The sequence below is a fragment of the Methylorubrum rhodesianum genome (assembly GCF_014199985.1).
In the GTDB taxonomy this organism is placed as follows: domain Bacteria; phylum Pseudomonadota; class Alphaproteobacteria; order Rhizobiales; family Beijerinckiaceae; genus Methylobacterium; species Methylobacterium rhodesianum.
This window is the reverse complement of sequence record NZ_JACHOS010000005.1, coordinates 238,690-258,015: the sequence shown is the minus strand read 5'-3', so window position 1 is coordinate 258,015 and position 19,326 is coordinate 238,690. Positions and strand designations below refer to the sequence as shown.

At 70.5% G+C, this 19,326-nt stretch carries 17 protein-coding genes; 7 read left to right on the top strand and 10 right to left on the bottom strand.

Annotation, left to right across the window (positions count from 1 at the left end):
- From HNR01_RS09680 to HNR01_RS09670, 3 genes are read left to right on the top strand one after another with little or no spacing between them, the layout of a single operon-like run.
- The gene (locus HNR01_RS09680) at positions 1–936 is read left to right on the top strand and encodes a hypothetical protein (protein ID WP_183667614.1); all 936 of its coding nucleotides are present in this window, start codon (positions 1–3) and stop codon (positions 934–936) included.
- Positions 937–959: 23 nt separating this feature from the next.
- The gene (locus tag HNR01_RS09675; RefSeq protein ID WP_309236175.1) at positions 960–2,621 is read left to right on the top strand and encodes a saccharopine dehydrogenase family protein; all 1,662 of its coding nucleotides are present in this window, start codon (positions 960–962) and stop codon (positions 2,619–2,621) included.
- On the top strand, positions 2,618–3,058 hold the full coding sequence (locus HNR01_RS09670) for a cupin domain-containing protein (RefSeq protein WP_153873098.1): 441 nt from the start codon (positions 2,618–2,620) through the stop codon (positions 3,056–3,058). The genes HNR01_RS09675 and HNR01_RS09670 overlap by 4 nt, the downstream gene beginning before the upstream one ends.
- A 246-nt stretch (positions 3,059–3,304) precedes the next feature.
- Here HNR01_RS09670 and HNR01_RS09665 read toward each other — a convergent pair whose 3' ends face one another.
- Positions 3,305–4,300, bottom strand: a complete 996-nt coding sequence (locus HNR01_RS09665; RefSeq protein WP_183667550.1) for an alpha/beta hydrolase — start codon at positions 4,298–4,300, stop codon at positions 3,305–3,307.
- Between the two features lie 292 nt (positions 4,301–4,592).
- Here HNR01_RS09665 and HNR01_RS09660 point away from each other — a divergent pair, with 292 nt between their 5' ends.
- Together HNR01_RS09660 and HNR01_RS09655 are read left to right on the top strand one after the other, a co-directional pair.
- Positions 4,593–6,806, top strand: coding sequence for a TonB-dependent siderophore receptor (locus HNR01_RS09660; RefSeq protein ID WP_183667549.1), 2,214 nt, complete (start codon positions 4,593–4,595; stop codon positions 6,804–6,806).
- Between the two features lie 12 nt (positions 6,807–6,818).
- A complete protein-coding gene (locus HNR01_RS09655) occupies positions 6,819–7,289 on the top strand; it encodes a DMT family transporter (protein WP_246417450.1) in 471 nt (156 codons plus the stop codon).
- A gap of 12 nt (positions 7,290–7,301) precedes the next feature.
- On the opposite strand, the gene HNR01_RS09650 is transcribed toward HNR01_RS09655, so the two are convergent.
- Positions 7,302–8,324: a zinc-binding dehydrogenase gene (locus HNR01_RS09650; RefSeq protein WP_017483570.1), complete on the bottom strand. Its 1,023-nt coding sequence runs from the start codon at positions 8,322–8,324 to the stop codon at positions 7,302–7,304.
- Between the two features lie 295 nt (positions 8,325–8,619).
- Between HNR01_RS09650 and HNR01_RS09645 the strand changes: the two genes are divergently transcribed.
- A complete protein-coding gene (locus HNR01_RS09645; RefSeq protein WP_246417449.1) occupies positions 8,620–11,907 on the top strand; it encodes a GAF domain-containing protein in 3,288 nt (1,095 codons plus the stop codon).
- A gap of 43 nt (positions 11,908–11,950) precedes the next feature.
- Here the strand turns inward: HNR01_RS09645 and HNR01_RS09640 are convergent, their stop codons facing one another.
- The 7 genes from HNR01_RS09640 to HNR01_RS09610 all read right to left on the bottom strand — a co-directional run bounded on the left by HNR01_RS09640 (position 11,951) and on the right by HNR01_RS09610 (position 17,149).
- Positions 11,951–12,235: an SH3 domain-containing protein gene (locus tag HNR01_RS09640; protein WP_183667548.1), complete on the bottom strand. Its 285-nt coding sequence runs from the start codon at positions 12,233–12,235 to the stop codon at positions 11,951–11,953.
- Between the two features lie 13 nt (positions 12,236–12,248).
- Entirely contained in the window at positions 12,249–13,022 is a 774-nt protein-coding gene (locus HNR01_RS09635; protein WP_183667547.1) for an SDR family NAD(P)-dependent oxidoreductase, read from the bottom strand.
- Positions 13,019–14,305 carry a beta-ketoacyl-ACP synthase gene (locus HNR01_RS09630; protein ID WP_183667546.1) on the bottom strand — a complete coding sequence of 429 codons (1,287 nt, stop codon included), beginning with the start codon at positions 14,303–14,305 and terminating at the stop codon, positions 13,019–13,021. The genes HNR01_RS09635 and HNR01_RS09630 overlap by 4 nt, the downstream gene beginning before the upstream one ends.
- Positions 14,306–14,496: 191 nt before the next feature.
- On the bottom strand, positions 14,497–15,642 hold the full coding sequence (locus HNR01_RS09625) for a beta-ketoacyl-ACP synthase (RefSeq protein ID WP_017483565.1): 1,146 nt from the start codon (positions 15,640–15,642) through the stop codon (positions 14,497–14,499).
- Complete coding sequence (locus tag HNR01_RS09620; RefSeq protein ID WP_017483564.1) at positions 15,639–16,103, bottom strand: ApeI family dehydratase; 465 nt, start codon at positions 16,101–16,103, stop codon at positions 15,639–15,641. The genes HNR01_RS09625 and HNR01_RS09620 overlap by 4 nt, the downstream gene beginning before the upstream one ends.
- Before the next feature lie 26 nt (positions 16,104–16,129).
- Positions 16,130–16,426 (bottom strand): acyl carrier protein, encoded by a 297-nt coding sequence (locus HNR01_RS09615; RefSeq protein WP_003601886.1) that lies wholly within the window; start codon positions 16,424–16,426, stop codon positions 16,130–16,132.
- A 234-nt stretch (positions 16,427–16,660) separates the two neighbouring features.
- Positions 16,661–17,149, bottom strand: a complete 489-nt coding sequence (locus HNR01_RS09610; RefSeq protein ID WP_183667545.1) for a hypothetical protein — start codon at positions 17,147–17,149, stop codon at positions 16,661–16,663.
- A gap of 211 nt (positions 17,150–17,360) precedes the next feature.
- Between HNR01_RS09610 and HNR01_RS09605 the strand changes: the two genes are divergently transcribed.
- Positions 17,361–18,437, top strand: a complete 1,077-nt coding sequence (locus HNR01_RS09605) for an AI-2E family transporter (RefSeq protein ID WP_017483562.1) — start codon at positions 17,361–17,363, stop codon at positions 18,435–18,437.
- Positions 18,438–18,450: 13 nt separating this feature from the next.
- On the opposite strand, the gene kdoO is transcribed toward HNR01_RS09605, so the two are convergent.
- A complete protein-coding gene (gene kdoO / locus HNR01_RS09600; RefSeq protein WP_017483561.1) occupies positions 18,451–19,320 on the bottom strand; it encodes a Kdo hydroxylase KdoO in 870 nt (289 codons plus the stop codon).
- Positions 19,321–19,326: the final 6 nt, after the last annotated feature.

Genomic DNA, 19,326 nt, shown 5'->3' with positions numbered 1-19,326 from the left:
ATGAGGCGCTTCGGTCCGATCGCCGCCGTCGCGGCGGCCTGGATGACGCTCGTTCCGGAGGCGATCCCGACGGCCCTCGGCCAGGACGAGGCACCGGCGGCGCAAGCGCCCGCCGAGTCCGAGGCGGTGCCGGAGTCGCCCAAACCGAAGCCGAAGCCGCGGCCGAAGCCCCGTCCGAAGCCGCAGCCCAAACCCGCGCCGAAACCGGAGGCCAAGTCGGACGCCAAGTCCGACGCCAAGCCCGAGGCCGATCCAGCACCGCCGGCAGCCCCGGCGCCCGCGGATGCAAAAGCTGTGGACACGAAGCCGGCCGCCGCGCCCGCCGCAGTGGGGGGCGCCGCGACGTCCCTCCCCGCTCCGCCTCCCGCCGCGACGAACTTCGCCGCGCCGCCGGTGGTCTGCGAGCCGGGGCAGGCCGTCCGCTATCAGGGTGGCAAGAATGCCGAGCTTTGGGTGACGCGCAGCGGCGCCATCACCCTCGACAATCCCCTGCGACCGCTCACGCCCGATGTGACCCGCGTGCTTCAGGTTGTGGTGGCCGGCAAGGTCGCCACCGCCTACGGGCCGGACCTGCTCTCCCTGCGCCGGGGCGGATCGCCGGCGACGCTGGAGGGGACGATCGGCGGCAAGATCCATTGGGACGCCTCCCTGCCGCCCCTTCCCGACAGCCTGCCGATCAACGCGGAGACGGGCGAGCCGCTGGCCGAGCTTCGCTTCCGCGAATGCGGGGCCGCGCCCTCGGGCAAGGTCCTGCCGCCGCCGAAGGCGCGCCGCATGGCACCCACGCCCGAAGCCGTCGCGGCGGAGGCGGAGAAAGCGGAGAAGGCTGCCAAGGCCGCGGCGCGCGAAGCCGCGAAAGCCGCGGGCGTCAGATCGTCTCCCTATCTCCCGCCGCGCGCGCCGGGCTCGGCCCTGCCTCAGGGGGCGATTCCCTGACGCAGCCGCCCGCCATCCTCGTGGTGGGCGGGGCCGGTGCCTTCGGCGCGCGGCTCGTCGCCGGGCTCGCTGCCACCACCGACCTGGCCGTGATCGTCGCCGGCCGCGATCTCGCCAGGGCCGAGGCCGTGGCCCGCTGCGTGCCGGACGGGCGCGGGCGGGCGGCGCGTCTCGACGCGACGCGGGCGGACGCCGTGGCACTGCGCGCGCTCGGCGCCGGCGTCGTGGTGGACGCCGCCGGTCCGTTCCAGGGCGGCGTGCCGGCACTCGCCCGCGCGGCGATCGAGGCCGGCCTGCCCTATCTCGACCTCGCCGACGGCCGCGACTTCGTGGCCGCCTTCTCCGCTCTCGACGCGGCGGCACGGGCGAGGGGCGTCGTCGCGCTGACCGGCGTGAGTTCGACCCCGGCCCTATCGAACGCGGCCGTCGACGCTCTGACCGCGGATTGGCGCTCGCTCGAGACGGTGCGGGTCGCGATCGTGCCGGGCAACCGGGCGCCCCGCGGCCTCTCGGTGATGCGGGCGATCCTCTCCTACGCGGGCCGCCCCGTGCGCGTGCTGCGGGCCGGCCTGTGGCAGAACCGGCCCGGCTGGGGCCTACTCAGGCGGATCGCCGTGCCGGGCCTCGGCCGGCGCTTCGCCAGCCTGTGCGAGACGCCCGACCTCGACATCCTGCCCGCCCGTTTCCCCGGTCTGCGGACGGCCCTGTTCCGGGCCGGGCTCGAACTGCCGGTGCTGCATCTGGGCCTCAGCCTCGCCAGCCTGCCGGTGCGGTGGCGCCTCCTGCCCTCGCTCCTGCCCTTCGCCCACCCCTTCCTGGCGATGGCCGGCTGGCTCGACCGCTTCGGAAGCGACCGCGGCGGCATGAGCGTCGAGGTTCTGGGCCGTGATGCGGCCGGGCGGCCGACGCGCTCCGTCTGGAGCCTCGTCGCCGAAGCCGGCGACGGCCCCTTCGTCCCGACGCTTCCCGCGCTCGCCGCGATCCGCCGCGTGACCGATCCGGCCGCCGCCCCGATCCCACCCGGCGCCCGCCCTTGCGTCGGTGTCCTGTCGCTTGCGGATATCGAGGCGGAGATGCGCCGCCTGGCCATCCGCACCCGCCGCGACACCGATCATCCGGTGCCCCTGTTCGAGCGGGTGCTCGGAGCCGGCTTCGCGCGGATGCCCGAGGCGGTTCGGGCCCTGCACGGCTCGGTCGGCGACGGCGCTTTCCGCGGCCGGGTGGAAGTCCTGCGCGGGCGCGGCCCCGGGGTCGCCCTCATCGCCCTGCTGTTCCGGCTGCCACCGGCTCTGGCGGACGGCCCCGTGCGCGTCGGCATGGAATCCGACCCCGAGGCGGGCGCGGAGCGCTGGACGCGGCGTTTTCCGGACCGCCGCTTTTCCAGCCGGATGCAGCGCGCCGGCTCCGACGGGAGCGGGCGGGTGCGGGAGTGGTTCGGCCCGTTCGCGATGGACCTCGCGGTGAGTGCCCACGCGGACGGGCTCGACATGGTGGTGACGGGCTGGCGGTTCGGCCCGCTGCCCCTGCCGCATGTCTTGCGGCCGACGACGCGGGCGCTCGAGCGGGTTGATGCGCAGGGCCGCTTCCGCTTCGATGTGGCCCTGTTCCTGCCGCTCGTCGGGCTGCTCGTGCATTACCGCGGCTGGCTGGTCCGCTGCGACGAGAGAGAGGACGAGACCCAATGACCGGCAGTCTGACGGCCGCCCAGGTGATCGACGCGCTCGGGCTCGAACCTCATCCCGAGGGCGGCCATTACCGCGAGACCTTTCGCGATCCCCGAACCGTGGAGGGACGCTCGGTCGGCACCGCGATCTACTACCTGCTCGGCGTCGGCGAGACTTCGGCCTGGCACCGGGTCGACGCGGCCGAGATCTGGCACTGGCATGCCGGCGCGCCGATGGTGATCACGATGAGCCCCAACGGCCACGACGCCTCCGCCCACCATCTCGGGCCCGACCTCCTGCGCGGCCAGCGCCCGCAGATCGTGGTGCCCGCCGGCCATTGGCAGACGGCGACCAGCCTCGGCGCCTGGACGCTCGTCGGCTGCACGGTCTCGCCGGGCTTCGACTTCTCCGGATTCGAGATGGCACCCGAGGATTGGCGCCCGACCCCGCGCGCTTGAGCCGCGCCGGGCCGGTTCGGTGAGGGCGTGCTTTCGACCCATTGGAGATCTTCATTGGCACGGAGCTGCACGGCCGAAGTGCGGTCTCTCGCGCGGTCAAGCAGAGGGGTGATCGCGCTTCGATCCGAGGCGCAAGCCATCCCACGCGCCGCCACTTCAAAAAGATCGTGCGCCGCGTTGCTTCGCCAAACATCCGCGGTCGTAGCACGGGGCGCGGCGGACCGGCCGGCCATCCGCGCCATCGGCCTACTTCGAGCCCTCGCTCGGGCAGGGCTCGGGATGAATCGGGAAGGCGAAGGCCGCCGCCTCATTGAGCGCCTCCGGCAGCACGCTCATATGGGTGCGGCCAGGGATCAGCTGGAAGCGGCTCGTCACGCCGGGATGGCGGCCGAGCCGTTCCGCCATGGCGCGCGTCCGCTCGACCGTGCTCGCCTCTCGTAGGCGGGCGAGGCGCTGTTCCCGGTCGGGAAGCGCCTGCTGGAACGGCGCCAACTCCGCCTCGTAGGCGCCGGCCAGCAGCAGCACCTGGGCGCAGACCGGCGATCCTTTCTCGAAGGCGCCGATGCTGGGCAGCAGCGATCCGTCCTCCCAGAAGATGCTGGGGCTGGCGGCAATCCAGTGCGAGAAAGCCGCGGGCGCGCGGGCGAGCGCGTAGAGAACGAACAGGCCGCCAAAGGAATGCCCGAACAGGGCCTGCCTCGAGCGATTGATTGGGCAGCGCCGGGCAATCTCGTCCCTGAGCTCCCGCGTCACGAATTCGAGGAAGGCGGCAGCTCCACCGGTGCGCAGCTCTGGGCCGCCCGGCTTGTAGGGCGGGTAGGTCCGGCCCGGCGGCGGGGTGTAGTCCCACGAGCGGGCCACGCTGTCGTAAGCCTCCTCCGTTCCGGATCCGATCGCGACGATGGCGAAGCGGGAGCCGACACCGCTGCCAGCCGGATAGGCCGCCTGCACCCGCTCGATGTCGATGGCCGTACCGGCCAGGGCGTTGCCGTCGAGCAGGGTGAGACAGGGCCACCCGGCCGCGGGCGCCTCGCCGGGCGGGACGTAGAGCGTGATGCGCCGGGGGGCGCGGCCCTCGCCAGCCCCGAGATCGAACCGGACTGCCCCGGGGAGCGCGGCGGGTCCGTCTGCCTCCGTCGCCGCCCGGGCCTGGGCGCGAAGCGGGAGCCCGATCCCGGCTGCCAACCCCAGGGAGAACTCCATCGAGAGCCGGAGCATGGCGCGGCGCGAGGGGCGCGTCATCGGATGGCGTTCGTCGCGGCCGACGGCCGGTTGCAGCGGTGGAGCATGGGGCAGCGTTCTCCTCGCGATCCGGCAGGCCGCAAGCGTGCGATCGATGGTTGTATAATCTTAAAGTATAGACATCATCTCACAGGCGGCAAAATTCTTGCCACAAGAATTATGCAAGAAACAGTCATGCGCATCGTTTTATAGTAATTCAAAACTGGGAGGCTTTTCGAGCAGATCGGCTTGTTTTTCGTGCCAATAACCTTCAAAGCCGTTCAAGGCCAAGCTTGAAACCCCCGTCCGCATCATGCTCCTGCCCCGCTGCCGTCTCGCCGGCCTGCTTCTCGCCTCCACGGCGCTGTCGTCGGCCCTACCCCTCGCCTCCCCCGCACTGGCGCAGCAGGCCAGCGTCGAGCTGAGCGAGCTGTCAGTCGAGGGCAGCCGGAGAGGGGCCGGCCTCGGCGGGGCGGGCGGCAACGTCGCGGTCTCCCAGGACAGCGCCGCCACGAGCGGCGGAGGCGGCGGCCCGAGCGGGGTGACCGGCTATACCGCCCGCGTCAGTCCGACCGCGACCAAGACCAACACGCCGCTGCTCGAGACGCCGCAATCGGTCACGGTGCTCACCCGCGAGGCACTCAACGACCGCAACGTCCAGACCCTCAACGAGGCGATCGGCTACGTGGCCGGCGTCTCCTCGAACGTCTTCGGCTTCGATCCGCGCTTCGATTCCTTCTACGTGCGCGGCTTCAGCCTGACCTATGACGGCATCTTCCGCGACGGCCTGCGCCAGATTGCGTCGGGCCTGACCGTGCCGCGTATCGAGCCCTATGGCATCGAGGCGGCCACGATCCTGCGCGGGCCGGCCTCCGGGCTCTACGGTCTCGGCTCGCCTGGCGGCATCCTCGATGTCACCACCAAGCGACCAGTCTTCACGCGCTTCGGCGAGGTGCAGCTGCAGGTCGGCAACTTCGACCGCTACCAGGGCAATTTCGACATCGGTGGCCCGGTCGAGGGCACGGACGGAACGCTCGCCTACCGCATCACCGGCATCAAGCGGCAATCCGACACCTTTCTGCCGGGTGGCGCCGACGACCGCAGCTACATCGCGCCGGCCTTCACCTGGAAGCCGTCCGCCGACACGACCTTCACTTTCTTAAGCGAGTACCAAGAGAACAAGCTTCCGGGCAGCACGACGTTCTTCAACCAGAACTTCCGGCCAACCCGGCTCTATGCAAGCGATCCCGCCTTCAACGACTTCAAGCAGCAGCAGGGCCGCGTCGGCTACGCCTTCGAGCACCGCTTCGACGGGGATCTGTTCTTCCGCCAGAACTTCCGCTTCTACGATGTCTCGACCGACTACCGCTACACCTCGATCACCGGCCTCAATCCCGACGGCGTGACCGCAAGCCGCTCGACCGGCTTCTCCCGTCAGCATCTCAGTCAGTTCACCCTCGACAACCAGATCGAGGCGCATCTCGCGACGGGGCCGGTCCAGAACACGCTGCTGGCCGGGCTCGACTACGCGCATTACGACTTCAACTATCGCTTCGGCTTCGGCACGGCGCCCGATCTCAACCTCGTCACCCGCAATTACGGCCTTCAGCCGATCTTGGCTGCGCCGCTCGGGCCGCGCACCGCGCAGAGCCAGGATCAGGTCGGGCTCTACCTGCAGGAGCAGGCCAAGTTCGACCGCTTCGTGCTGACATTGAGCGGCCGCTACGATTGGGTGTTCCAGAACACGGTCGACACCACGGGCGCCGCGACGCAGCAGAACGACCAGGCCTTCACCGGCCGCGTCGGCCTCAACTACCTGCTGGCGCCGGGCCTCGTCCCCTATGCCAGCTACGCCACCACCTTCGCGCCGCAGCCGGGCGCCGACGCCTCGGGCCGTGCCTTCCGTCCGGCGACGGGCGATCAGATCGAGGCGGGCGTCAAGTACCTGATCCCGGGCACCAATATCCAGGCGGGATTTGCCGGCTTCGACATCGTGCAGAGCAGCGTTCTGCGCACGGACCCGAACAACATCGCCTTCCAGATCGCGACCGGCTCCGTCCAGTCGCGTGGCTTCGAGATGGAGGCGATCGCCAACTTCGCCCCCGGCACCAACCTGACGCTGGCCTACACGCATCTCGACCTGCGCTACCTCAGTCAGACCTCGTTCGCGGGGCAGGTGCTGGACGGCAATTATCTCTCCGGCATTCCGGGGGACACTTTTACCGGCTTCCTCACCTACCTGTTCCCGCCGAGTTCGGCCTTGAGAGGCCTGACGCTCGGCGGCGGCGTCCGCTTCAGCGCCAACAGCTACGCCAACGACGAGAACACCGTCCGCAACCCGACCGTGACCCTGTTCGATGCGTTGGTGGCCTACGATTTCGCGGCGATTGATCCGAAGTACAAAGGCTTTCGCGCCCAGGTGAACGCCAACAACATCTTCGACCGCGATTACTTCACCTGTCAGGCGGGCTTCTGCTACCGGGGTGCCCCCGCGACCGTGATCGGCAGCCTGATCTATCGCTGGTGACGAGGGATGAGGATGGCCGGGGGGCGCGCGTGGAGTGAAGCGGGCACGGGCGTCGGCGACGCCGCGCGCCCGAATCGGGGCTTCGTCGCGCTGCCGTCCGGCGCCAACGCCTCGCTCAACAAGGGGCTCGGCCAGCCGATCCTCGCGGCCCTCGTCGTCACCGCGGCCAATGTCGCGGTCTACCTCGCCACCGCGCCTTTCGTCGGGATCGGCTGGCCCGGCGGCCAGCGGTTCGCGGGCGTGCCGTGGTGGGCGTGGCTCGGTGGGGCGATGGGCGCGACCTACGTGCTCGCCACGATCTTCATCGCCGAGCGGCTGGGCGCCGCCGTGTTCACCGGGATCACCGTGACGGCGGCCATCGTCACCTCGGTCGTGCTCGACCATTTCGGCTGGGTCGGGTTCGCCCAGCACACCGCCGATCCCTGGCGCATCCTCGGTTGCGCGCTGATGATCGGCGGCCTCGTCCTCGTCTGTCTGCGCTGATCCGAGGCTGCGCTACAGCGTCACGAGAATCTTCCCGAACACCTTTCGCGATTCCAGGCGCTCCAGCCCTTGCGCGAAGTCGGCGAGCGGCAGCACCGTGTCGATGACCGGCGTGAGGCCGGCCGCCATCTTGTCGAGGCTCTCGCGCATGTTGGCGATGCGGCAGCCGAACGAGCCGGTGATGCGATATTGCTGCTGGAACAACTGCATCAGGTTCATCTGCACCGACACGCCCGAGGTCGAGCCGCAGGTCACGAGCCGCCCGCCGCGCTTCAGGCAGAGCAGCGATCCGTTCCAGGTCTCGGCACCGACGTGCTCGAACACCACATCCACGCCCTTGCGCTTGGTCAGGCGCCGCACCTCGCCCTCGAAGCGCTCCTCGCGGTAGTTGATGACGTGGTCGGCGCCGAGCGCCTTCGCCTTCTCGCCCTTCGCGTCGTCGCCCACCGTCGTGTAGACGGTGCAGCCGATCGCCTTGGCCATCTTGATCGCCGCGGTGCCGATGCCCGAGCCGCCGGCATGGACGAGGATCGACTCGCCGGGCTCCAGCCGCGCGTTGTCAAACAGCATGTGCTGCACCGTGCCGAAGGCGATGCCGGCGCAGGCGGCCTGGACGTGGTCGACACCCTCCGGCACCCGCACCACGAGGCGGGCCGGCAGGTTCACCCGCTCACGGGCGAACCCGTCGAGATGGAATCCCATGACGCCGGAGACGTCCTCGCACAGGTTGTCGCGACCCTCGCGGCAGGCCCGGCACCGTCCGCAGGTCAGGGCGCCGTAGGGCACGACCCCATCGCCGACGGACAGGCCCTCCACGCCCTCGCCGACCGCCGCAATCTCGCCCGCAGCCTCCGCGCCGACGGTGAGCGGCAGCTTGCGCTTGGCGAAGGCCATGCCGCGAAAGCCCCACACGTCGATGAAATTGAGCCCGACGGCCCGCACCCGCACCTGGACCTCGCCGGGTCCGGGCGCGGGCGGCGGCTCGACCTCGGTCAGGCGCAGGTCGCGGTCGCCGAAGAGCTGGAGGGCTTGCATCAGGTGTGATCTCGTCCGCGAATGAAACAGGTCCGGTCCTCTCGTCAGAATTCCGGCCCGGCAAGGCTGCCGCCTCCGTATCGCGAAACGGCCGATCCATGGAAGGCTCCAGCCGAAGCGGCCCCGGCCGGCCGGATGCCTCTTTCGTCCGTGCCCTCGGTTCGCCCGACACTGCGTCGATTGTTCCAACTTCAGCCGGCTCATGGGAAAATTCGCGGCGTGACTTTTCCAGAAAGTCATGTTTTTGCGATGGGAGGTGCAAGAAGAAATGACCGATTGGCCCCGTGGCGAAGGGATGGCTCAGCGTATCCGTGCTCATGACTGGGCACGAACTCCGCTCGGGCTGATCGCGGATTGGCCGCAGAGCCTGAAGGTTGTGGTTGAGCTGATGCTCGGCGCCCCGCAACCTGCCGCCATTGCCTGGGGCCCAGCCCTGACGGTGCTCTACAACGACGGATTCGAGACGAATATCGGCGCCGGACAGCCATCCGCTCTGGGACGGCCGTTCCTCGATGTCTGGCCGGCGCCGGAGGGTGAGGACATCGCGCGGTTGATCCTGCGCGGGGAAGCGCGCCACACGGTCGACCGCTTCTGGGAATTGCCCGCCCGGTCGGAAAGACCCTTCGGCTGGTTCACGTCGAGCTGGACACCGGTTCGCGACGATTCCGGCCGCATCGTCGGCGTCTATCTCTCCAGCATCGAGACGACCGACCGTGTTCTGGCCGAGCGGGCCCTGCGCGAGAGCGAGAAGCACCAGGCCTTCCTCCTCCGGCTCAGCGACGCATTGCGCCCCTTGACGGATCCGTCCGCGATGCAGGCCGAAGCCTGCCGGCTGCTCGGCGAGCACCTCGAGGTCGAGCGTACCCAGTACACGGTGATCGACGAGGCCGGGGACGGCCTCGCCGTCGAGCAGGAGCATATCCGAGGACCGCTCCGCCCGTTGATCGGCCGACATCGCCTCTCCCTCGTCCAGGGGCTTCTCCTGCTCTACAGGGAGGGGCGTCCCGTCGTTCTGGCCGACGTCGCAAACTCCGACCTCATCCCGGAGGCGGATCGGTCGGCGGCCATCGCCACCGGCTTCGTCGCCTGGATCGGGGTTCCGCTGATCAAGCGCGGCGAATGGGTCAGCGCCTTGAGCGTCTCCTGCACCCGTCCGCGCGCGTGGAGCGAGGCCGAGGTCAGGCTTGTCAGCGAAACGGGTGAGCGCATCTGGGCGGCGACGGAGCGCGCCCGCGCGGAGCGGGCCGCGCGCGAGGCCGACACGCGGCTGCGCACGATGGCCGACGCCGCGCCGGTTCTCCACTGGGACGTGGACAGGCAGGGCGCGGTCTTCGTCAACGAACACTACCTCGCCTTCTTCGGCGTGGGCTTCGAGGCCTTGGCGCGCGACGGCTGGGAGAGGTTCCTGCATCCCGAGGATGCGGAGCGGCACCTCGCCCTCTTCCGTGACGCGTTCGCCCAGCGCCGCCCCTTCGCCGACGAAGCCCGGTTCCGCCGCGCCGACGGGCAGTACCGCTGGCTCAGCAGTTCGGGCCGGCCCCTGGAGGACGGCCGCTTCGTCGGCGTCTCGATCGACGTGACCGAGCGGCGGCAGGCCGAGGAGCGCGTCAGGCGCAACAACGCCGTCCTTCAGGCGATCAATCTCGTCTTCAGCGAGACGCTCGGCGCCTCCTCGGAAGAGAATCTGGCGCGCATCTCCCTCGATCTGGCCGAGGAACTGACCGGCAGTGCCATCGGCTTCATGGGCGAGATCGACGAGGCGACCGGGCGCCTCGACGGCCTGTTCTTCAGTGACCGGAGCCGGGCGCACCATGCCGCGCTCGCGGGCGAGGGAGGCAGCAGCCTTCCGCCGGGAAAGGTCGCCCTGGATCTCGCCGTCCACGGCATCTACGGGCGGGTGCTGCGGGATGGCGAGAGCTTCATCGTCAACGACCCCGCCTCTCACCCCGACCGCGTCGGTATTCCCGCCGGCCACGCGCCGCTGACCGCCTTCCTCGGCGTGCCACTGAAGCAGGGCGACAGAACCCGCGGCCTGATCGGGCTCGGCAACCGTGAAGGCGGCTACCGGCCCGAGGATCTGGAGGCGGTCGAGGCGCTGGCGCCCGCGATCTGGCACGCCCTGCGCAGCAAGCGGGCCGAACTGCGCCTGCGCGAGAGCGAGGAGCGCTTCCGGCAGTTTGCCGAGGCCTCCTCCGACGTACTCTGGATCCGCGACGCGGAGACGCTCGAGATGGAGTTCGTCAGTCCGGCGCTGGGGACGGTGTACGGCGTCGATCCGGACCGCCTCGGGCGCGACGTCCGGCGATGGGCCGGCCATGTCGTGCCGGAGGACCGCGAGTCCGGCTTCCAGAATCTGCGGCGGGCGGCGGCCGGGGAATCGCTGGTCAACGAGTTCCGCATCCTGCGTCCGAACGACGGCGCTTTCCGCTGGATCCGCAGCACGCTGTTCCCCTTGCGCGACGAGCAGGGCCGGGTGCGGCGCATCGGCGGCCTGTCCTCCGACATGACCGAGGCCAAGCTGCTCGCCGGGCATCAGTCCGTGCTGTTGGCAGAGTTGCAGCACAGGGTGCGCAACATCATGGCGCTGACCCGGTCGATCGTCGCCCGCACCGGCGAGCGGGCGGAGACGGTCTCCGACTACGTCTCCCTCGTCGGAGGGCGTCTCATGACCCTGGCCCGCGTCCAGGCACTCCTGACACGCTCCGCCAATGCCGGCGTACCGGTCGCGACCATCGTCCACGACGAGGTGAGCGCCCAGGCTCTGCGCGAGGACCAGTACGATCTGTCCGGGCCCGAGGTCGAGCTGTCGCCCAAGGCGGCGGAAATCCTGACGCTCGCGGTCCACGAACTGGCAACCAACGCCCTGAAATACGGTGCGCTTTCGGTGCCGGACGGACGCGTGCGGGTGCGTTGGGCGCTGTTCGAGAAGGGCGGCGAAGACTGGCTGAGATTCGACTGGGTGGAGGACGGCGCCCCGCGGGAGCCGCATGACATCGACCGGAGGGACGGCCCCGCTGCCCTTCGCCGCGGCTTCGGCCGCGAACTGGTCGAGGGGCGCTTGCCCTACGAGTTGGATGGACATGGCCGCCTGGAGATCGGTCCGGAGGGCGCCCGGTGCCGTCTGGACTTCCCTCTGCGCGAGGGAGCGAGCATTCTTGAAACCGATGCTCCGCAGCGCGCGACCGTTTTCGGAGGAGCGCTCGACATGACCGGCGAAATAGACCTGAGCGGCCACCGTATCCTCGTGGTTGAGGACGATTACTATCTCGCCACCGATACGGCGCGCGCCCTTCAGGGGGTCGGGGCGGAGGTGATCGGCCCCTGTCCGACCGAGGCGGCGGCCCGCGAGGCGCTGAAGAACGACGCGCCGGCGGCGGCCTTGGTCGATATCAATCTGGGGACCGGGCCGTCCTTCACCCTGGCGACCCTGCTTCGGGAGCGCGGCGTGCCGTTCGTGTTCATCACCGGCTACGACGAGGGCGTGATCCCGCCGGATTTCGCCGATGTGGAGCGCCTGCAGAAGCCGGTCGAGTTGCGGCGCGTCGTCCACTTCCTGGCCGCGACGCTGCGGGCGTCGCCGTGAGGCCGGGTGCCGGCGCGGCGGCGTCCGGACCCGGACGGGCCGCTCAATCCGGCGTCAGGTAGCGCCGCCGCGCCCAGCCGAGGGTGCCGTCGAACCGCACCCGGCACCAGGTCAGGCCGCTCGGCGTCTCGTTGGTGCAGCCGAAGCCGAGCACCCGTCGTCCCGCCGGGATCTGTCCGAGCGCCGGCGCGGCGGCATCCGGCGCCTCGCGGATCGTCAGGCTGTCGTCCCGCGGCAGACCCTCGACCCGGAAGGACTCGGCCGCCCGGACGGTCAGGTCCCCGGCGAGGAGCAGGGCGACGGCGAGGGCGGGCAGGAGGCGGCGCATCGGGGGCGGAAGGTCAGGTCCGGTGGATACCCATCATCGCCGTCAGGCCGCCATCGACCGGCAGCACCGCGCCGGTGATGTAGGCGCCGCCCTCGCCGATCAGGAAGGCGGCCATCGCCGCGACCTCCTCGGGCCGGGCGAAGCGCCCGAGCGGGATCTGGCGTTCGATGCCGTCGCGGTGCCCGGCATAGGCCGCCAGCATCTCGGTGTCGATGAAGCCCGGAGCGATGACGTTGACGGTCACACCGCGCTTGGCCGACTCGATGGCGAGCGTCCGGCAATAGGCGATCAGGGCACCCTTGGTCGCCGCGTAGGCCGCATTGCCGGCATTGGCCTGGAGGGCGGCGACCGACCCGATGGCGACGATGCGGCCGGCGCGGGCCCGGATCATGCCACGCACAAGCGCCTTGGCGATCCGGGTCATCGACCAGAAATTGACCTGCATCGCGGCCTCGGACCTGTCACGGTCGAGCATGGCCGCGAGCGCGTCCGCCGACTGACCGGCATTGTGGACGTAGCCGTAGAACCCCTGCGCCTCGGCCCAGTCGCAGAACGCCTCGACGGCCGCGCGGTCCGACAAATCAAGGGCGCGGGCGGTGACGCGGCCCTCGCCATGCGCCTGCGCCAGTTCGTCGGCAAGCGCCCCGGCCCGCTCCGGCGAGGAGCGGTAGGTGAAGGTCACGTCGTGGCCGGCCGAGGCCAGGGCGCGGACGGTCGCCGCGCCGAGTCCGGAGGCACCGCCGACGACGAGGACGGAGGTCCTGCCTCCGGTCATGTCCGTGCTCATGCCGGCTCGTCTCCCAGGACGAGGCAGGTGTTCTGCCCACCGAAGCCGAAGGAATTCGACAGGACCCGCGAGACGCGGGTGTCGCGGGCGGTCCCCACCACGTCGAGGAGCAGCGCCGGATCGGGCACGGCGTAGTTGATCGTCGGCGGAATGCGCCCCTCGCGGATCGTCAGCAGCGAGACGACCGCCTCGATGGCGCCCGCCGCGGTCAGCGTGTGGCCGATCATCGACTTGTTGGAGGAGATCGGCAGCCCTCCGACCCGCTCGCCGAACACCGCCGAGCAGCCGAGCGCCTCCATCTTGTCGTTCTCCGGCGTCGAGGTGCCGTGCGCGTTGACGTGATCGATCTGGTCGGGCCCGATGCCCGCGTCGTCGAGCGCCGCGCGCATCGCCGCGATCACCGGCGCCCCGTCCGGGCTGGAGCGGGTGCGGTGGAAGCCGTCGCCCTTCTCGCCGCATCCGAGCACGTAGCCGAGGATCTTCGCTCCGCGCGCCCTGGCGGATTCGGCGCTCTCCAGCACCAGGGCGGCGGCGCCCTCGCCCATGACGAAGCCGTCGCGGTTCTTCGAGAAGGGCTTCGAGGCGCCCTCCGGCGGTTCGTTCTGCGTCGACAGCGCCGAAAGCAGCGAGAAGCGGATCAGCGATTCCGGGTTCACCGAGCCGTCGGTGCCGATGCAGAGCGCGGCCTCCATCTCCCCCCGGCGGATCGCCTCGACGCCGAGTTGGATCGCGGTGGCGCCGGACGAGCAGGCGGTCGAGAGCGAGATCGGCGAGCCGCGGGTGCCGAAGCGGTCGGCGAGCCGGTCGGCCACCGTGCCGAAGATGAACAGATCGTGCCACGCGTCGAAGCGGCGGGTCGCTGCGGCGCGCTGGAGGCCTGCATAGCTTACCTCGCCCGCCTCGCCGGCGGCCTCCGCGAGAGCTTGGCGCTGGGGCCATTCCATCTCGACCGGCGGCACCGCCACGAACAGGCCGCCCGGAAAGCCCGCGCCGATGCCGGACTGCGTCACCGCCTCCTCGGCCGCGACCATGGCGAAGCGCTCCGACAGGAGCGGCGCCACCAGGGGGTCGGTATCGAGGAAATCGACGGTGCCGGCGATGCGGGTGCGCAGGCCCTCGGTGGGGAAGCGGCTGATGGCGCGGATGCCGGAGCGGCCGGCGGTCAGCGCGTCCCAGTTCTCGGTGACGCCGCGGCCGAGGGAGGTGACGATGCCGAGGCCCGTCACCGCGACGAGCGGGCGGCCCAGGGCGTCGTGGGTGGATGAGGAGCGCGGTTCTGACATCGGGGCCTCAGACCATCTTCTCGGCCGGCACGCATCCGGACCGCCGGGGCGGCGATCTCCGGACCGGCTGCCTCTCGTTCCCGCATCGTCGCTTCCCGAGGGACGGCAGACGCCTCCCGGGACGATGCTCCAGCCATTTGCCTCGCATCGTCGCTCTCCGAAAGCCGGCGACCAGCTTTCGGAGCGATGCTCTAGACCTTCACGACGCGGATCACGCCCTCGCCGCGGCGGTGGCCGACGGAGGTGACCGCGACTTCCCGGGCCGAGCCGACGGCGCAGAGGGCCGCGGCCAGGGCCGTCCCGAACGGGGCGGCAACCTCGATCGGATGACCGATCACATCGCCGGTGGCGCGGATGCCCGCGCCCGGCAGCGCCGCGTGGATGCCCGCGATCTCCTCGGCGGCGAGGTCGGACAGCCCGGTGGCGCCCGAGAGAACCACGTCCGGCCGCTCGATCCCGGCCTCGGCGATCAGGCGGGTCAGGCTCGCCGAGACGCTGTTCGGCGCGCGGGCCACCCGATCGTTGGCTACCGGCATCAGCCGGGCGAAGGCCCTGGCGCCGCGGGCGGCGGCGTGCTCGGCCGCTTCCAGAATCAGGAAGGCGGCGGCGCTGCCGAGGATGAAGCCGCCGTTCCCCTCGCCCCCGCGCTCGAAGACCGGCCGGTAGGCGTCCTTGAGGAGGTAGCCGCCCATCTCGTGAATGACGAGGACGTCCGGCCGCTCGGCATTGTACGAGCCGCCGACCATCATCGTCTCGACCTGACCGGAGGCGATCCGGGCATGGGCGATGCGCAGCGCATCGACGCCGCTCGACTCCTCGCCCATGAAGGTGCGCGAGGCACCGGTGACGCCGTGGACGATGCTGATATTGCCCGCGAGCAGGTTCGAGAGCTGCGCCAGGAACAGGGTTGGCCGCAGGTCGTTCAGGAGCCGCTCGTTGAGGAAGGCGCCGGGATCGTTGGTCCCGCGCAGGCCGGTGAGGATGGCCCCATCGACCGCATAGTCGCGCTCGCCGCCGCCCGCCGCCACCACGAGCGGGAGCGCCGACTTGAAGGCCGCATCCTCCTTCACCCCGGCCGAGTCGAGGGCGAGGCCGGCGGCATAGACGCCGAGCCGCTGCCACAGCTCCATCTGGCGCTGGTCCGACTTCTTCGGGATCTGCGTATCGAAGGTGAGCGGCGCGATCGGGTGCACCGGGTAGGGCGCGAAGGTCTCGGCATCCGTCCGCGGCGGCGCGTCCGAGGCGAAGGCCGTCAGATGCGCCTCGATGCCCTCCCCCGCGCAGGAGACGAGTCCGATTCCGGTGACGACGACGTCGCGGGCCTGCGGGCGGCTCACGGCTGGTCTCCCTCGAGCAAGCCGATCTTTCGGGCGCGCTCGCGCATCGGCGCGTCGAGCCCGGCGGGGAACGGCATGGTCCGGAACCGAAGCTCCGCGTCGCAGAGCGCCTTGCCCTCGTGGCGGATCGCGGCCTTCGTCACCGCGTAGCCCGAACCGTCGTGTTCCAGGCTCGCCGTGATGTCGAGGGCGGCGCCCGGACCGACGAACGAGCGGAACCGAGCCTTGTCCACCGCCATGAGGAACGGCATCTGTGCGAAGTCGAGATGGGCGAGCACGAGGTATCCGGAAGCCTGGGCCATGGTCTCCGTCAGCAGCACCCCCGGCACCAGGGGATGGCCGGGGAAATGCCCCTCGAAGACCGGGCTCGCCTCGGGCACGAGCGCCCGCGCCTCGATGCGTCCGGCGGCGCGGTCGAGCCGCACCACGGAATCGATCATCTCGAAATATTCGAGCCGCATCGCGCGAACTCCTCAAGCCCGACGAATCAGGCCTTGGCCGCCTTCTCGGCGACCAGCGCGTCGATGCGCGCGCAGAGGTTCTTCAGCACGAAGTACTGCTCGGCCGGAACCTTGCCCTCGTTGACCTCCTGGGTCCACCGCTCCAGCGGCAGCTTGATCCCGAAGGCCTTGTCGACCGCGAAGGCGATGTCGAGGAAGGCGAGCGAATCGATGCCGAGATCGTCGATGGCGTGGCTCTCGGGGGTGATCTTGTCGCGCGGGATGTCCGCCGTCTCGGCGATGATGTCCGCGACGCGGTCGAAGGTGGCGGTCTCGTTCGACATTAGGGCTGGCCGCTTTCTCGATTCTTCATGTCCGGCGTCGCCGACCCCTCACGCGGCACGCCCCCATGGCGCCCGAGCCGGTCCGCGGCCCCGCTTCGCCGCCGGTTCCCGATGGCGCTACTGAAAAGATCGCGACCCCTTACACGAAGCGGTGGAGCGCGGGCAACCTCGGGCGTCGCGTCGAGCGGCCGCCCGGGTTCCGCGCGGCCGTCCACCGGGCCCGGCCCGCCTTTCTCAGCCGGCCGAGCGGCTGAGGTCGAGCGCCGGCGCGCGGGTGTCCGCGCCCTGCCGCGGCCGCTCGCGGCCGGAGCGGCGGCTCTCGGCGGGCAGCGTCCGCTTGCGCTCAGCCGCGCGCGGGCGCACGAGTTCACCGAGCGCTACGAAGCGGTCATTGTGCCTCTGCCCCGCATCCTGGATGCCGAAGCCGAGGGCGAAGGAGCGGGCGAGATCCGCATCCGCCGCCACGCCGTAGCGCTCCAGGGCGGCCAGGAAGACGCGCCGGAAGCCGAGCGGCGCGCACCACGCCTTCTCGGCGAGCTGCATCGGCCAGATCCAGAGACCGTCGCCGCGGCGGCCCGCGATCTCGTCGCGGGCGATGAAGTAGCCGCTCGCGGCGTGTTCGAGACCGTCGTCGAGGATGCGCCAGTCCCGATCCGGGGACGGCGTCCGCGCCGCAGGAGCCGGCCGGTCGAGCATATCGTCGTCGAAGCCGATCTCGATCATGGAAGCCTCCTGCCTTGCTTCGCCGCGAGCACGGCGAATCGGTCTGGAACGTTCCATGAACAGTGCTTCCGCGCGGCTCATAGGTCAAGGGTTTGTTCGCAGTTCGTTCCGACGACTGGGCGCGCAACGGCTTGGCGATGGCTCTGGATCGCGGCGCGATCCGCCTTAGTTTGCCCGCGCCGCCAGTCCGGCGGAACGGAGCAAGGCGGCGATGCGCGCCAGCGATCAGACGGGGCCCGGAGGCGACCGCGGCCAGAGACTGCTGCGGGCGCTTCTCGTCGCGGGCTTGCTCGGACTCGGCCTCTACATCCTGTCCGGATTCCTGCGGGCCCTGGTCTGGGCGCTGGTGCTCGCCATCGCCCTCTGGCCGCTCTTCAATCGGGTCCGCCGCCGCTTTCCGCCGGGGCGGCACAACATCCTCTGGCCGGCCGTCTTCACCGGCCTCGTCGCCCTGGTTCTCCTATTGCCTCTGGCGTTGCTGGGGGTCGAGGCGACCCGCGAGGCGCACGACCTTCTCGATTACGCCCGCGAAGCCGAGCGAAACGGCATCCCGGTCCCGGACTTCGTCGCCCACCTGCCCTACGGCGCCTCCGCCGTGACCGAATGGTGGAACGCCCATCTCGCCCATGCCGGGCTCGCGCATGAGCTGAGCGAGCGTCTCAACACCGCCTCCAACCGCGACCTGACCCGCACCGTCGGAGCCGGGCTGGTGCATCGGGTGGTGCTGTTCGGCTTCTGTCTGCTGTCGCTGTTCTTCCTGTTCCGCGAGGGCGATACCGTCGTGGCCCAGTCGCTGCGGGCGAGCGAGCGCCTGTTCGGGCCGCGCGGCGAGCGGGTGGCGCGCCAGATGGTGGCCTCGGTCCACGGCACGGTCGACGGGCTGGTTCTCGTCGGGATCGGCGAGGGCTTCCTGCTCGGAATCGTCTACGCCCTGGCCGGCGTGCCGCATCCGGTGCTGTTCGGCGCCTTCACGGCCGTTGCCGCGATGATCCCGTTCGGCGCGCCGCTGGCCTTCGGCCTCGCCGCCGCTCTGCTGCTGGCGGGAGGTGCGGTGGTGCCCGCGGTGACGGTGCTGGCGGCCGGCTTCGTCGTCACCTTCGTCGCCGACCACTTCGTCCGCCCGGCTCTGATCGGCGGCACCACCCGCCTGCCCTTCCTCTGGGTGCTGCTCGGCATCCTCGGCGGGGTCGAGACCTTCGGCCTGCTCGGCCTGTTCGTCGGCCCGGCGGTGATGGCCGCCCTGATCCTGCTGTGGCGGGAGCTGACGGAGGGGCCGGAGGCCGTCTGAGGCCGCGGCCCGCTCAATGCTTCAGCGGCCGTCCGAGTTTCCTCGCCAGGATCCGCTGCGGGCTCTTCTCCGGATCGGCTTGATCGGCGACGGCGATGTAGGCGGTCTGTTCCAGCATGTAGCGACCGCCCATCGCGCCGTGCATCACGAGGTCGGAGAAGGTCACCCAGGTCTCGCCGGGCTGGAAGCGCACATCGGCCTGGGGCGCATGGGCCTGATAGTCGAGATCGCGCTTCAGGGCGTCGTGGAGATGCAGCATCAGGTGATCGTATTCCGAGCGCTTGGCCTTGGTGATCTTCAGCGCGGCCAGCACGCTCGCCGAGAGGCCGGAATAGCCCGGGAGCTTGGGCAGGAACTTCTCCGCCATCGAGCCGAAATCCTCGCCGACCCGCCAGAGCCGCGGCTGCCCCTCGGCGTTGATGTTGCGGAAGATGCGCAGGATGCGCCGCTCGCCGATCGGGTTGGAGGGGAAGGCATCGACGTGCATGCGGGTGTCGTCGCGCCGCCAGCTCAGCTTGCGCTTGTCGACGTCGAACGGGCGGTACGAGGTGCCCGCGAGCGAAACCTTGCCGTGATAGGCCGGCAGGTAGCTATCGATCAGGTCTTGCGCGAAGCGGCGGTAGCGCACCAGCAGGTCGCGCAGGCGCGCCTGCTCCTCCGCGCTGCCGGCCCCGCCCCGCAACTCTGCGGTTTCGTTGCGGATCGAGACGTTCTTGGCCTTGCCGTCGGCGAAGGGACGCTCGACGAAACGCTGCTCGAAGGCATCGAAGGGAAAGTCGAGGTCGCGGAAGACGAGGACCGAACCGCTCTCCAGCGCCTCGACGAGGGCGGGCGCGCCCGGCGCCACCTCGGAGCGGGAGACGGGAAGGACGGGGCTGATCATGGCTGT

Coding starts and splice junctions, on each gene's coding strand:
- HNR01_RS09665 (WP_183667550.1), bottom strand. CDS start 4,300: ATGACGCGCCCCTCGCGCCGCGCCATGCTCCGGCTCTCGATGGAGTTC.
- HNR01_RS09620 (WP_017483564.1), bottom strand. CDS start 16,103: ATGCGGCTCGAATATTTCGAGATGATCGATTCCGTGGTGCGGCTCGAC.
- HNR01_RS09640 (WP_183667548.1), bottom strand. CDS start 12,235: ATGCGCCGCCTCCTGCCCGCCCTCGCCGTCGCCCTGCTCCTCGCCGGG.
- HNR01_RS09660 (WP_183667549.1), top strand. CDS start 4,593: ATGCTCCTGCCCCGCTGCCGTCTCGCCGGCCTGCTTCTCGCCTCCACG.
- kdoO (WP_017483561.1), bottom strand. CDS start 19,320: ATGATCAGCCCCGTCCTTCCCGTCTCCCGCTCCGAGGTGGCGCCGGGC.
- HNR01_RS09610 (WP_183667545.1), bottom strand. CDS start 17,149: ATGATCGAGATCGGCTTCGACGACGATATGCTCGACCGGCCGGCTCCT.
- HNR01_RS09670 (WP_153873098.1), top strand. CDS start 2,618: ATGACCGGCAGTCTGACGGCCGCCCAGGTGATCGACGCGCTCGGGCTC.
- HNR01_RS09605 (WP_017483562.1), top strand. CDS start 17,361: ATGCGCGCCAGCGATCAGACGGGGCCCGGAGGCGACCGCGGCCAGAGA.
- HNR01_RS09650 (WP_017483570.1), bottom strand. CDS start 8,324: ATGCAAGCCCTCCAGCTCTTCGGCGACCGCGACCTGCGCCTGACCGAG.
- HNR01_RS09630 (WP_183667546.1), bottom strand. CDS start 14,305: ATGTCAGAACCGCGCTCCTCATCCACCCACGACGCCCTGGGCCGCCCG.
- HNR01_RS09680 (WP_183667614.1), top strand. CDS start 1: ATGAGGCGCTTCGGTCCGATCGCCGCCGTCGCGGCGGCCTGGATGACG.
- HNR01_RS09615 (WP_003601886.1), bottom strand. CDS start 16,426: ATGTCGAACGAGACCGCCACCTTCGACCGCGTCGCGGACATCATCGCC.
- HNR01_RS09655 (WP_246417450.1), top strand. CDS start 6,819: ATGGCCGGGGGGCGCGCGTGGAGTGAAGCGGGCACGGGCGTCGGCGAC.
- HNR01_RS09645 (WP_246417449.1), top strand. CDS start 8,620: ATGGCTCAGCGTATCCGTGCTCATGACTGGGCACGAACTCCGCTCGGG.
- HNR01_RS09635 (WP_183667547.1), bottom strand. CDS start 13,022: ATGAGCACGGACATGACCGGAGGCAGGACCTCCGTCCTCGTCGTCGGC.